The sequence below is a fragment of the Arthrobacter alpinus genome (genome assembly GCF_001445575.1).
Taxonomy (GTDB): domain Bacteria; phylum Actinomycetota; class Actinomycetes; order Actinomycetales; family Micrococcaceae; genus Specibacter; species Specibacter alpinus_C.
Window position 1 is genome coordinate 1,111,976 of record NZ_CP013200.1, and the last position, 12,913, is coordinate 1,124,888.

Genomic DNA, 12,913 nt, shown 5'->3' on the forward strand with positions numbered 1-12,913 from the left:
GGTTATCCCTTCGAAACCGGTGTTGAAGCAGTAGCAGTGGCGGCGCCCGCTAGGTCATTGAAATCGTTGGTGTAGTACTTGCTCGGCTGGAGTTCCCCGCTGATGAGACCGGCGTCCTTGAGATAGCCGGCCCAAAGCGTGAAGTGCTTGTCTTCGATAACTCCGGCGTTGGGAACGCCCACGCTCTTCCAGTACTGCAGGGCATCGGTGCTTTCGCTGCGGCCTCGGGCCTGAATGATCTTGGTGAATCGGGCTATGACGTCCGCACGTGGGGTGGTGGTTTCCCACTCGATGGCCTTGGCCACACCGGTTGTGAAGGTTCGTACCGTGGGGGGGTTCTCCTTGATGAAGTCATCGCGGAAGACGTATTGCCCGCCTGGAAATGAACCGAAGAATTCCACATCGGTAAAGAGAGCACGGAGGCCGCCGGTGGCCAGGGCCTTGTCTTGGAGCACGGAGCCAAGCGATCCGGCGTCGATCTGGCCCCTGCGGATAGCCTGCTCGGTGTCATTGGGAGGCAACACCACCAACTGCACCTGTTTGATCTGGGCCTCGCTGAGTCCGTTGTTGGCGAGGTAGGTGCGGATGACAGCTTCTGATTGCCCGCCGAGGGTGTTGACGCCGATCTTTTTGCCGATCAGGTCCTTGGCCGTTCGGATGGGGCTGTCCTTGAGGACGTAAAATCCAGTGAATGTTTTGTCATCTGAGCCGTAGTAGTTCACAACACCGGTGATCTGGGCGCCGGCATCGGCGAGCTTGACCACGGCTCCGGTGAAGGCGCCACCAAAGTCAGTCTGATTGGTGGCTGCCGACTGGATGTCCTGCGGGCCGCTGATGGTGTTGCCCACCCATTCCAGAGTGAGGCCGTCAAGGTAGCCCAGATCCGCGGCGAGTTCGGGAAGGGTGACCGAATTTGCGGATCCTTGGTACTTCAAGGTGGTGACCTCGGTGCTGCCACCACTGGCCGTTGCGGGGCCGCCGCAGGCAGAGACAGTCATCGAAAGGATGATGGCGGTCGCTGCGGTGGCCAGTGGGAGGAAGCGTTTCATGGTGTCCAGTCCTGTAGTTGGTCCTGCACCTCGTTCAAGGTTTCAGCTTTCGCTGGTTGCAGGGGATTTTCGGTGGTGTGAACGATGTAAACGGACTTCTTGGACGGGTGCAATCATCTTCGACGCCGAGGGACACTGCGGGAAATGTGGGGCAATGAAGGGCTGCACGGTGTCATATTTCGCTTGTGACGCCTGATTTCCTGCCGTGACAAAAAGTCTTGACGGAGACGCCGTCCGGGGCACTAATACGCCCTCTAATCGAAGACTCCTTGACTTGGTGCTGGCAGCGGCGTCCAATGAAGGCATCGTGTTCTACTGGGTAACGCGTCGGTGTCAGGAGCCGGTCATGAGTTCAGTTCTCGCATGGTTTACAGGCATCCTTCCGGCAGCGCCGACGGATCCAGCGGAGCTTGCCCAGCGAACTCGGCTGACATACTGGCGCACAGGGACATTGGCGGTCTTGGCGGTGACGCTGTGGATTGCCATGGCCGAGGTGGACAGGCTGATCGCCGACTCCGCCACGGCCACCGGGAGGAGCGCCTCGGCCAGCTCGTTGCAGGCCCTGGATCCCCGGCTGGGTCAGGAAAACTGGGGTCTTTGGCTGAGCCTGCCGGAGGACATCCGGCAACAAGTCTGCGGACTCTTGGTTATCTATTCCGCGCTGGATGCCGTTTTTGCCATCTTGTACATCACGCTGCTGTACAGCTTCTTTTCCTCCAAGTTCATGGCAAGGCTGGCAGTTGGAGCCGTGGCCGCCGGTGAGTTAGCGGAGCTGATCTTGCAAGGGCAAGGCATCCGCCAACTGCGGCTAGGCACACTGCCAGATTTTCTGGGCTCCGCACTCATTGCTTCCGGCGTGAAATGGGTGGGCCTGGCTGCGCTGCTGTTGTTCGTGTTTATTTATCCAAGTTTCCGAACTTCGGCGGGGAGCTGTTTGCGGCGGGCCTGGCGAGCCTTGTTCTTTCACCGATTCTCCGTTGCCATGATTGTGGTGATTGGGGCCCTGGCCCTGGTGCCCATCCCGGGGGTGAACGATCAGATGCCTGATACTCAAAGGGCATGGGTTGATGCGGGATCGAACAAATTTGTCGTCACCAGTTGTGCAGCGCTCTTAGTTTCAGGAGGGTTGTTTTATCTGGGGCGGCGCCGCAGCGAGTTGGCGTGGTCGCTGTATTTTGGGGTGCCGGATCCGCCCAACGAGCCACCTAAGTACTGGATGTGGGCGTTGCCACCTGCGCTGCTGGGGATAGCCAGCATTATTGTTGCCATGACAACGGGGCTTGTGGTCCCTCTGGGGCGGCAAACGGCGGTGGCCGGGGGTATCCCGTTGGCTGTATCAACGGTGAGTATTCTTCTTGTCCTTTTTTCCGGGCCCGGGGTGCCAATCACGCCACGGCCACCCAACCCACAGCGGGCCATGGATGCCTGGCGGTGTGGTGATGTGCTGGCGATCGTGCTCTTGGCAGTTTCCGGCATGGCGCTTGTCAGAGCATTCGCAGCTCCGCTGGCCTTGGGTCTGGTCGGTGCCGTGGGCTTCGATGCGTCCTTGTGGGCCAGCTTCCGCTACTTCGTGGTGGGCATGCTGATCGTGGCCTTGGCTTTCCCTGTGGGCGCGTTTCTGGTGAGGTGCCTCTGGGGCGGAATTCTTGACCCCCGCGTGATCGCCGGAACCACGACGAAAAAGGTCACCGTGATCGTGGCCCTTGTTTTTATGGGGGCGGGGTTTGCCTTTGCCATGAACCCCGTGGCCATGAGCAAATTTGCGGGAGTTCCAGGAACGGCGCTTCTGACCATGGGTGCGTGGGTCATGGTGATCGGGCTGAGCGTCGTGGCTCTGCAGCGTCAGGTGCCGCTGCAGTTGTTTAAGCGCATAGGGCTGCGGGCAAATCCTGTCATCAGCTTGCTTGCAGTGGTGCTTGCTGTGGGGTCCCTGAACGGTGGAAATCCGGTACTGCACCATGTGAGAGAAAAGGCTGCTTCCGCCGCGATCGAGGCAGGATTAGCGGATCGACCGAGCCTGGCGGAGGCCTTTGACTCATGGCTGACGCGAGATGCCAATTGCGGCATAGATGTCACCTCAGTGGAGGGTGTCAAGGGTGCGCATCAGGTCCGGCCAATGATCCTCGTTGCCGCGGAGGGTGGCGGAATTCGCGCGGCCAGTTGGACGGCGCGGGCGTTTGAGAAGTTATCCAGCGCAGGTTCCTGCGGGAGTGATTCGGTGTTCGTGTCCTCGGGTGTTAGCGGTGGCTCGCTTGGCCTGACACTGAGTCGGCTCTACGGAGAGCACGCCGTGCCAATGATGGAAAAACTGGCCCAGCCAGATCCCTTGGGTGCTGCCGTTGCCGGTGCTATGGTGGGCGACATTGTTGCCTCCGGCACCGGGCTCATGATCCCCACACGGTTCAAAGACCCGGTCACTGGCGTTGAAAACGTTGCCTGGAATGATAGGGCCGGGCTGGTGGAATCTGTATGGGAGGAGTCTGCGGGCAAATTGGCGCAGCCATTCGATCCCACGGTTTCTGGACCCACCGGGGCTCTTGTGCTCAATTCAACAGACACGGGAACCGGCTGCAGGGTCGTCATCAGCCAGATTGACCTGCCCAGTGCGAGGGATACTCAAACCACGGGCTCGGCAAATGGGTTGTCCTGTGTTTCCGGGCAGGGTTTCCCTTTGTCCGTGGATCTTTACGACCAACAGGTGCAATGTCCTCTCGAGCTCCGTTGGTCCACGGCCACACTGCTCTCGGGCCGGTTCCCCATTATCTCCCCAGCTGGCAGGGCGCCAGCGGTGACGGCAAGCCCGGGTGAGGGGCCCCAATGCCGCATGCAGCAAGGATTCCAGCTCATCGATGGTGGGTATTCGGAAGGGTCGGCGTTGGGGACCATCAGTGATCTCTGGCCCAGCCTTCAAGCGGAGATCATTGACCACAACGCCTGCGTTCTGGCAGTAGCCGTAAGACCGGCAGGCCAGGGCGGAACTGCTAAGGATCCCTGTGCGGGGGTGGATGCGGCCGCGGATTTAGTAGTTCCCATCTTCTTGTTCCTGCAAAACTCCCCGGGTGCAGATATTGTTGGCCAGCCGCCGCAGGCGGCGGGTGAATTGGCAGTCCCCCTAGCTGGCCTCAAGGCGGCCAAACTACAGAGCGGCTCTGCGGCCTGGATCCAGCGGCTCGAAGCGGGTGCTGTTGCCTGCCCCTCGACCTCGGCAAGCAATGAGTGTGTGAACGCCACGGCCGGCGTCCGGGCAGCGCTGGGGGACCGGTCCGTCGTGGTGGTTGCCACCAACAGCGTGCCAGCCTTGGCGGCGCCTCTCGGATGGTCGTTGTCGAATATGAGCCAGCGCCAGCTTGCAGAAGCCATGGATCAGGAAGCGCTCGTGACCGGCGATGACACTGGAATGCAATCTTTCGCCAAGCTGTTGGTGTATCTGCGGGGTTAGCGAATGTGGCGTAATTCGCCAGTAAAAGTTTCGTCACTTTGTGGCAGACCACAAGGAATCCGGTGGCCCCGCCGTATACGGTAGAGGTATGTCTAGCACCGTTGGCAATGAAGCCGCTTCCACACCTGTCCGCACTCGTAACATCCCCGCAGAGATTGCCCGCTCCTGGCTTCTAGTACCGGCAACTCGTCCCGAGATCTTCGACGAGGCAGCCGGCTCCCGCGCCGACGCCATTGTGCTGGACATCGAAGATGCCGTTGATCCCAAGATGAAGGATGCGGCCCGTGCCGACGTCATCGACTGGCTGCGTAACGGCGGCCAAGCATGGGTTCGCATCAACGATGTCCACTCCAAGTTCTGGGCCGACGACGTTGCCAATCTGCGCAACGTCCCCGGATTGCTCGGCGTCATGCTCGCCAAGACCGAACAGGCCGAGCAGGTCAAGGAAACGTACCACCGCCTCGACGGCAAGACTCGCGTGCTGGCACTGGTTGAGTCCGCCCTCGGCATCGAAGAAGCCAACAACATCGCCCGCGCCGAAGGGGCCTTCCGCCTCGCTTTCGGCTCCGGCGACTTCCGCCGCGACACCGGAATGGCCGCGGACCGCGAAGCCATGGCCTACCCCCGCGCCAAGCTCGTCGTCGCGAGCCGCGTCGGCAACCTGCCCGGCCCCATCGATGGCCCCACAGTGGGTACCAACCACCCGATCCTGCGTGAACAATCGGCCATCACCGTCTCCATGGGCATGACCGGCAAGCTATGCCTGGCCGTCGATCAGACCACCATCATCAACGAAGTCATCAGCCCCACCCCCAGCGACGTCGCCTGGGCCACGGACTTCATGAACGACTTCAACGCCCGTGGCGGCGTCATCCGCGACGGCTCCGACCTGCCGCGCCTGGGCCGCGCCGAGAAGATCATGAAACTGGCCGTGGCCTACGGCGTTCAGCCCGCACTCTAGCCGTCGTGGCGCAGTTGGGTGGGCTGGTCCGCGGCGTGACGTGGACCCCTGAGGGGCCGGCGCTGTCCCTCACCACGGACGACGGCGATGCGCGGCTGCCTCTTGTGCCCGGGCAGTGGCTGAGGTTTGAGGTGCTTTCGGGTGATGGAGTACCGGCCAGATACTGTCTGGGCTTCTCCCGGGTCGAGGAGTCGGGTCAGCCGCAACACTTCCCGTGCCCTTCGGGTCAGGGTGCCGAGCGCGGCTTCCAGTGCGGCGCCTGCTTTGCCAAGGACCAGATGCGGCTCATGCATGACTTCCATCGCAGCGGTCAGGGCTCACCGGGCCTGAAGGCGTACTTGTCGACGCAGCACTGGCTGTACATTGCCACGTTTGCGGACGGCACCACAAAGGTGGGCACAGCGTCTGAACGGAGTAAGTGGAGCCGCCTTGCCGAGCAAGGCGCGCTCGTTGCCCGTTACGTGGCCAGGGCCCAGGACGGCTCGGTGGTGCGGCACTTGGAAGACGCCGTTTCCACCAATCTACCGCCCACCCAGTTTGTGCGTGGTGCCGCAAAGTTCGCAGCACTCCTGCATCCTCGGCCACCGCTTCACGTGGAGCAGACGAACAAGGCGATGGCCGACGTCGTACGTGGTTTCGTGGCGAACCTGCCGCTAGAAGGGTTCGAGACCGCCGACGAACAGTGGCTCAGAAGCAGCTTCTCCGATGCCGTGGCGACGCCAGGGCGGCGGACAGCCTACCCGCAGCCGCTGGATTCGGGGACGCACGGCCTCAGGCTGAACTCTCTTCTCGGCCCCACAGCCTTGGCTGAATTGGATGGAACGGACGGGGCGTTCCTCGTGGATTTAGGCGCACTCAAAGGGCACAAAATTCGTCTGGGTGAGTACCAAACCGAGGTTCCGGCGCTGCAGGAATCCCTCTTCTGATCCCCAGTCGCTCCCACTGCTCGCAAGCTCGCAGCGGGGCCCTCGCGGCCGTGGGCCCATTCGGGCCCCTCGGCCGGTAGCGTCTCCCTGCCTCCCAAATCTCACTCCGTTCGACTTGGGCCCCTCGGTCGGTAGCGTCTCCCTGCCTCCCAAATCTCACTCCGTTCGACTTGGGCCCCTCGGTCGGTAGCGTCTCCCTGCCTCCCAAATCTCACTCCGTTCGACTTGGGCCCCTCGGTCGGTAGCGTCTCCCTGCCTCCAAAATCTCACTCCGTTCGACTTGGGCCCCTCGGCCGGTAGACTTAGCCCTGTGCTAAACGACTTCTGGGAAACCGCTCCGCCGGCCTACAAATACACTGTTTTTGCGGGCATGGGGCTGACCTTCATCGGCATCATCATTATTGTGATCGGTGCTGTGACAACCACGCCGTCCATGACCTTCATCGCCCTGCCGATCATCGGCGTCGGACTTCTGGCCCACATGGTCTCCATGGGCTTGCGCGGACGCAACATCCGCAAAGAACTCAAGGCTGCGGAAAAGCGCGAAGCCGCTCGCAAAGCCGGAAACCAATAACCTACTGACGCTGACACGGACGCAGTCACGTTAAAAGACGGAGCTTGCGGGAAAAGATGGCCGTCTAAGCCCATCCGAACCCGCAAGCTCCGTCTTTTTCGATCGATGGCCGGCAGGCCTGCCTAGTGGTCCACAGGTTCCGGTGCGGTGACAGCGCTGCGGAGTGTCCACATGCACATCAGCGCCGCTGCAAGCATGACGACTACGCTCACCATGGCGACGGTTCCTGAGCCGGAATCGAAGGCGTGCTTGGCCGATTCCAGAAGCGCGTTGCCTTGGCTGGCGGGCAGCGCGCCTGCCACATCAATGGCCCCGCCCAGTGTTTGCGACGCCGTCTCGTGATCAGTAGCCGAGACGCCCTGCGGAATCACCACATTCATCCTGTAGGAAGCGGCCAGGATACTGCCCAGGACGGCGGTTCCTAGAACCGATCCCACCTCGTAGGCCGTCTCTGAGATGGCAGAGGCCGCTCCGGCTTTAGCGGGAGGGGCTGCCGAGAGGATGAGGTCGTTGGAGATGGTCTCGGCGGTGCCCACACCTGCGCCGAGCACGGCGAAGGCAATGATGATGCCTAGAACTGATCCGTCGGTGTTCAGCCACACGATTAAGAAGGCCGTGGCGTTGAGCAGCAGACCGCCCACCACCAGCCAGGACGGCCGGAAGTGGTTCGCGAGATTTGCCGCCAGCAGACCAAAGACAACGGTGATGGCCAGGCCCGGAACCAGCACATAAGCAGCATGCGTGGGGAGAGGCCCACCACCAGTTGCAGGTGCTGGGTGATGAAGTACAGGAATCCCACCAGAGCAAAGATGCTCAGCAAGTTTGCGCTCACGCTGCCGCTGAACACCGGGTTCTTGAACAGGGAAACATCCATCATGGGATTCTCTCGGCGCATCTGCCGGCGCACAAACACCACACCGAGGGTCAAACCAACAACAATGAAGCCAAGGTTCAAGTAGGTCACGCCGGACTCGGCGATCGCCTTGATGCCGAAAATGGCCGGGACCATGGCGCCGAAGGACAACAGGATGCTCCACACATCGATCTTGCCCGGGTTGGGATCCTTGGATTCGGGGACAAAGATTGGGGCCAGAATCAGGAACGGGATCAGGACCGGAACTGCCATCAGGAAGACGGCGCCCCACCAGAAATGTTCCAAGATAAAGCCACCCACAATGGGGCCCAAGGCGGCGCCGCCGGAGAATCCCGCTGCCCAAACGGCAATGGCTGTTCTCCGCTGGGCCGGGTGCAAAAACAAATTGCGGATCAGCGACAGCGTGGAGGGCATGAGCATGGCGCCGAACAGGCCGAGCAGGGCGCGGTAGCCAATGAGGGCTGTGGCGTTGGGGGCAAAGGCCGCAAAAATGGAGACCGCGGCGAAGCCGATGCTACCGATCAGGAGCATCTTGCGGCGGCCAAATCTGTCAGCCATGCTACCCATGGGCACCAACAGGCCCGCCAGGACCAGCGGGTAGACGTCAATGATCCAGAGCAGCTCGGACGCCGACGGTGTCAGTGCCAGGGAGATGGAGGGGATCGCAAAGCTCAAGACCGTGTTGTCCACCGAGACCAGCAAAACGGGCAGCATCAACACAACCAAGGCAATCCAGGTGCGGAGTCCTGCGCGTTGAGGGGTGTGAGTCGATGTGCTGAAGGTTGAAATTGACGCCATATCAAAATTCTATACCGTCCAGCCGGTACAGTAAACCGTCTGGACGGTGCACTACATCACCTCGTAGTGTGGAGCTATGACTACACAGACCTCCACGCGTGAGCGGATCCTTGGCGCCTATGAGGATCTACTTATTGTTGACGGCCCCCGCATGGCCACCCTAGATGCCGTTGCCGCCGCCGCCGGCGTCTCCAAAGGCGGCTTGCTGTATCACTTCAAGAGCAAGGAAGCTCTGACCGAAGCTTTGCTGGTGAAGTTGCGTGCGTATGCCGAACTGGACTTCGCGGCCATGGCCCAGGACCCTGCCGGATGCGCCAGCTACTACGTGCGGACAAGTGTTTTTGGCGACTCGCCCTTTGACCGTGCCATTGTGGCCGCCCACCGCCTGATTCAAAGCGATGAAGACGTGGTTCGGCTCGTCTTCTCAGAAATTCATTCCCGATGGTTTGACCTGATTCTGAGCGATATTGCCGATCCCGCAGTGGCACGGGCCGTCATGCTCCTGGGTGACGGGTTGTACTTCAACGCAACAATTTTTGGCTTCCAAACGGGGGGCGCAAGCTCCGCGAATCCGCAAGAGCAGGTTGACGTCGCTTCGCTCCTGGAGGTCGTCGCCAAAATGAAGTCCAACGCGCGGTCCTAGGGTGCGTCACCCGGCATGTGCCCTATAGGCTTAAGCCTATGACCATCAACCCAGAGCTGCAGGGGCGCAGCTACGCATTAGGTGAACCGTACAGTGTTGGCAGGGAGTCCATTCGTGACTTCGCCAGGGCCGTCAAAGCCACTCATGCAGCCCATTTTGACGTTTCCGCAGCTCAGGCTTTGGGCCATGCCGATCTTGTTGCACCGCCAACCTACGCCATCATCGTGGCGCAGCGTGCCGATGCCCTGCTGATCAATGACTCCGATTCCGGAATTGATTTCTCCCGTGTGGTGCACGCGGAACAGCGCTTTACCCACCACCGTCCCATCGTGGCCGGCGACGAGCTGCTTGCCGCGCTGCACGTGGACACCGTCCGCGCCATGGGTGGCGGGGCTATGATCACCACTCGCGCAGAAATTTCAACGGTCGACGGCGTTGCTATCGCCACCACAGTGTCCGCCATCCTGGTGCGCGGAGAGGGACAGTAATGACTGAGCAAAAAGTTGATATGGCAGATTTGGCCGTCGGCGCCGAGATCGGCTCACGCACCCTGGAGATTTCCCGTGCCGATCTGGTCAAGTACGCCGGTGCCTCGGGCGACTTCAACCCGATCCACTGGAACGAACGCTTCGCCCGCGAGGTTGATCTCCCCGGCGTCATTGCCCACGGCATGTTCACCATGGGTGCGGCAGTGCAGCTGGTGACTGACTGGATCGGTGACCCGGGCGCCGTCGTATCTTATGGAACTCGCTTCACTAAGCCCGTTCCTGTGGCTGATCTCGATGGCGCACCGGGTGCCGTTGTGGAAGTTGTGGGAGTGGTTGGTGCGCTGGATGCCGAAGCCGGCACCGCACGTGTTGACTTGACGGTAACGCTGGACGGCCAAAAGGTGCTGATGAAGGCGCAAGCCACCGTTCGCGTGGCGTGAGTCAGGTTTCCGCCTGGCGAAACGGTGTTGTCACCGCCTACGCTGGTTCCGGCTTGGTCTTTGCCACCTGGGTCTCACGCATTCCCGCCATTCGCGATGACCTGGGGCTGACACCTGGGGAAATAGGACTCATGCTCTTATGCATGTCCCTGGGCTCCTTTGTCTCAGTGGCGGCGTCGGGTCTGGTGGTGCTGCGCCTTGGCTCCAAAATGACCACTCGGGTGAGCATTGTCATCCAAACCATCGGTGTCCTGATCGTAGGCCTTGGTGCCACCGTATTCGCGGATCCACTGGTGGTGGGTGCCGGGCTGGTGCTGGTGGGACTCGGCACGGGTAGCTGGAACACTTCCTCAAATATTGAGGGTGCCGCGGTGGAACGCGCCCTGGGCCGGCACATCATGCCGCGCCTGCACGGCGCCTTCAGTATCGGCACCGTGGTGGGCGCCGGGATGGGGGCCCTCGCCGCCTCCGTACATGTTCCGGTGGCGATCCATCTGTCCCTCGTGGCGGTTGCCGTCTGCATTGCCGTGCTGATCGGCGCCGGCCACTACCAGGCCGACAAGCTGGACTCCTCCGGCGTCCTGGTTGACCTCGGTGATTCCAGCGCAGTTCCGGGCACTGGTCCCATTCCGATCATCAGCGCCGGCACCGCCGGAAGTCTTAGCACGGACAAGGCTGCTGCTGATAAGAAGGCCGGGAAGGCTAAAATCGCCGCAGCCTGGCGTGATCCTCGCACGCTCCTGCTCGGCGCCCTGGTGCTGGGCCTTGGTCTAGCTGAGGGTGCTGCGGGCGACTGGGTGGCACTTGCCATGGTTGACGGCTATGGCTCAACCGCCGCGATCGGCGCCGTGGGCTATGGCATCTTCGTCTCAGCCATGACCATTGGCCGCTTTGCTGGAACCGTGGTGCTGGACAAGTTTGGCCGCGTCAGCGTCTTGCGGGTTGGTGCCGCACTGGCCGTCATTGGGTTGGGTCTGTTTGTCTTTGCGCCAACCGTAGAGATCGCCTTGGCGGCACTGGTGTTCTGGGGACTTGGTTCCGCGCTCGGTTTCCCGGTGGCGATGTCTGCTGCCTCCGACGATCCCGAGCACGCCGCCGCCCGCGTCTCGGTGGTCTCCACTCTCGGCTACGGCGCTTTCCTAGGCGGACCGCCGTTGTTGGGGCTGCTGGCAGAGCATGTTGGGGTGCTGCATTCGTTGTTGGCGGTGCTGGCCATGTTGGTCATTGCCTTCTTCCTGACACCTGTGGTGCGCAAGCCGGCATATCTGGACATGAACGAGCCAGCTCTCAAGCGATAGTCTGGACTGGTGAATGAGCAAAAGCTTCTAAGTTCCCTGACCACCCTTAATGTGGGAGGCCCAGCTCGCAATTATGTTGAGGCCACCACGGAGGCGGAGATCATTGCCGCCGTGCGGGCCGCGGATGAGTCAGGGGCCCCCTTGTTGATCATTGGCGGCGGGTCCAACCTGCTGGTCTCGGATGACGGGTTCGCTGGCACGGTTCTGAAGATTGCCAGCCAGGGATACGCGGCGAACTCAGAAGATTCCTGCGGTGGCGCCTCTGTGGTTGTCCAGGCCGGTCACAACTGGGACGATTTTGTTCACCAAACGGTGCTGCACGCCTGGAGCGGTTTGGAAGCGCTATCCGGAATTCCCGGCAGTGCAGGGGCAACGCCGGTGCAAAATGTGGGCGCCTACGGCTGCGAGGTGGCGCAGACCATTGCCGCCGTACGCACGTGGGACAGGGAGAAAAACGCCGTCCACACATTCACCAATCATGAGCTCAACTTCGGCTACCGCGACTCACTGTTGAAGGCCGCCACCGTCAACGGGTCCCCGCGCTACGTGGTCCTGACTGTGGAATTTCAGCTACTTCTTGGCCGTATGAGTGCACCCGTGAAGTACGCAGAGCTGGCACGCCGCCTCGAGGTAGAGGTCGGCAAGCGCGCCAATTCGCTGGAACTGCGCCGCACCGTGCTGGCCCTGCGCGCATCCAAGGGCATGGTCCTTGACCCGGCCGACCGCGACACCTTCTCCACCGGTTCCTTCTTCACCAACCCCATCGTTTCCGCTGAGACTGCCGCCACCCTACCCGCCGACGCACCGCGCTGGCCCGTAGACGAACTGGTCAAACTCAGCGCCGCCTGGCTCATTGAGCATGCAGGGTTCTCCAAGGGCTTCGGACTGGCCGGTGAGCTTTCCGCAGCGGCCGCTGGTGGCGCAGTTGGGAAGTACGACGCCGGGACCCCGCCACGCGCTTCTCTCTCCACAAAGCACACCCTCGCCATCACGAACCGTGGCGGGGCCAGCGCCCAGGACATCCTGGCGGTTGCGCGCTCGGTGCGGGACGGCGTCCTGCGTGAATTCGGCATCACGCTAGTCCCCGAACCTGTTCTTGTGGGCTGCACGCTGTAGCCACCTGCTCCCCACCTGCTCCGCAGCCTCGTCCCTCGTCCGGGGCCCCTCGCAGGCGTGGGCCCATCCACCGCTCCGCAGCCTCGTCCCTCGGCCGGGGCCCCTCGCAGGCGTGGGCCCATCCGAGGCTCCCGATTTCGAGCCCATGCCGCCGCTACTGGTGATTGCCGCCCTTGGAACGGCGGCAATCACCAGTAGCGGCGGCATTTTTGGTGGGGCGCTGAGGGGTGCGGCTCTGAAGTTCGAAGTCGGCTTATCCACAGGTGCGAAATTGCCCCTTTTGAGTTGGCGTTTGGGGTGCAAGGCT

10 protein-coding genes and 1 pseudogene are annotated in these 12,913 nt (G+C 61.7%); 9 read left to right on the top strand and 2 right to left on the bottom strand.

Going from position 1 to position 12,913, the window contains the following annotated elements; all coding sequences use genetic code 11:
• Nucleotides 1–2: 2 nt before the first annotated feature.
• Entirely contained in the window at nucleotides 3–1,049 is a 1,047-nt protein-coding gene (locus AS189_RS04885; protein ID WP_062286576.1) for an ABC transporter substrate-binding protein, read from the bottom strand.
• A 346-nt stretch (nucleotides 1,050–1,395) separates the two neighbouring features.
• Here AS189_RS04885 and AS189_RS04890 point away from each other — a divergent pair, with 346 nt between their 5' ends.
• From AS189_RS04890 to AS189_RS04910, 4 genes are all read left to right on the top strand, one after another.
• Nucleotides 1,396–4,488: a hypothetical protein gene (locus AS189_RS04890; protein ID WP_062286577.1), complete on the top strand. Its 3,093-nt coding sequence runs from the start codon at nucleotides 1,396–1,398 to the stop codon at nucleotides 4,486–4,488.
• A gap of 88 nt (nucleotides 4,489–4,576) precedes the next feature.
• Nucleotides 4,577–5,449 carry an HpcH/HpaI aldolase/citrate lyase family protein gene (locus AS189_RS04895; RefSeq protein ID WP_062286578.1) on the top strand — a complete coding sequence of 291 codons (873 nt, stop codon included), beginning with the start codon at nucleotides 4,577–4,579 and terminating at the stop codon, nucleotides 5,447–5,449.
• Between the two features lie 5 nt (nucleotides 5,450–5,454).
• Nucleotides 5,455–6,375: a DUF2797 domain-containing protein gene (locus AS189_RS04905; protein WP_129587158.1), complete on the top strand. Its 921-nt coding sequence runs from the start codon at nucleotides 5,455–5,457 to the stop codon at nucleotides 6,373–6,375.
• 310 nt (nucleotides 6,376–6,685) lie between these two features.
• Nucleotides 6,686–6,949 carry a hypothetical protein gene (locus AS189_RS04910; RefSeq protein ID WP_062286581.1) on the top strand — a complete coding sequence of 88 codons (264 nt, stop codon included), beginning with the start codon at nucleotides 6,686–6,688 and terminating at the stop codon, nucleotides 6,947–6,949.
• A 122-nt stretch (nucleotides 6,950–7,071) separates the two neighbouring features.
• Here the strand turns inward: AS189_RS04910 and AS189_RS04915 are convergent.
• Nucleotides 7,072–8,621 (bottom strand): annotated as a pseudogene (locus AS189_RS04915) (MFS transporter).
• Nucleotides 8,622–8,697: 76 nt separating this feature from the next.
• Here AS189_RS04915 and AS189_RS04920 point away from each other — a divergent pair.
• The 5 genes from AS189_RS04920 to AS189_RS04940 are packed head-to-tail and all read left to right on the top strand — an operon-like array spanning nucleotide 8,698 to nucleotide 12,606.
• On the top strand, nucleotides 8,698–9,264 hold the full coding sequence (locus tag AS189_RS04920) for a TetR/AcrR family transcriptional regulator (protein ID WP_062286582.1): 567 nt from the start codon (nucleotides 8,698–8,700) through the stop codon (nucleotides 9,262–9,264).
• A 38-nt stretch (nucleotides 9,265–9,302) separates the two neighbouring features.
• Nucleotides 9,303–9,752: an FAS1-like dehydratase domain-containing protein gene (locus tag AS189_RS04925; protein WP_062286583.1), complete on the top strand. Its 450-nt coding sequence runs from the start codon at nucleotides 9,303–9,305 to the stop codon at nucleotides 9,750–9,752.
• Entirely contained in the window at nucleotides 9,752–10,192 is a 441-nt protein-coding gene (locus AS189_RS04930) for a MaoC family dehydratase (RefSeq protein WP_062286584.1), read from the top strand. Before AS189_RS04925 ends, AS189_RS04930 begins: the two co-directional genes overlap by 1 nt.
• Entirely contained in the window at nucleotides 10,189–11,490 is a 1,302-nt protein-coding gene (locus AS189_RS04935; protein ID WP_062286585.1) for an MFS transporter, read from the top strand. The genes AS189_RS04930 and AS189_RS04935 overlap by 4 nt, the downstream gene beginning before the upstream one ends.
• Nucleotides 11,491–11,499: 9 nt before the next feature.
• Complete coding sequence (locus AS189_RS04940; RefSeq protein ID WP_062286586.1) at nucleotides 11,500–12,606, top strand: UDP-N-acetylmuramate dehydrogenase; 1,107 nt, start codon at nucleotides 11,500–11,502, stop codon at nucleotides 12,604–12,606.
• Nucleotides 12,607–12,913: the final 307 nt, after the last annotated feature.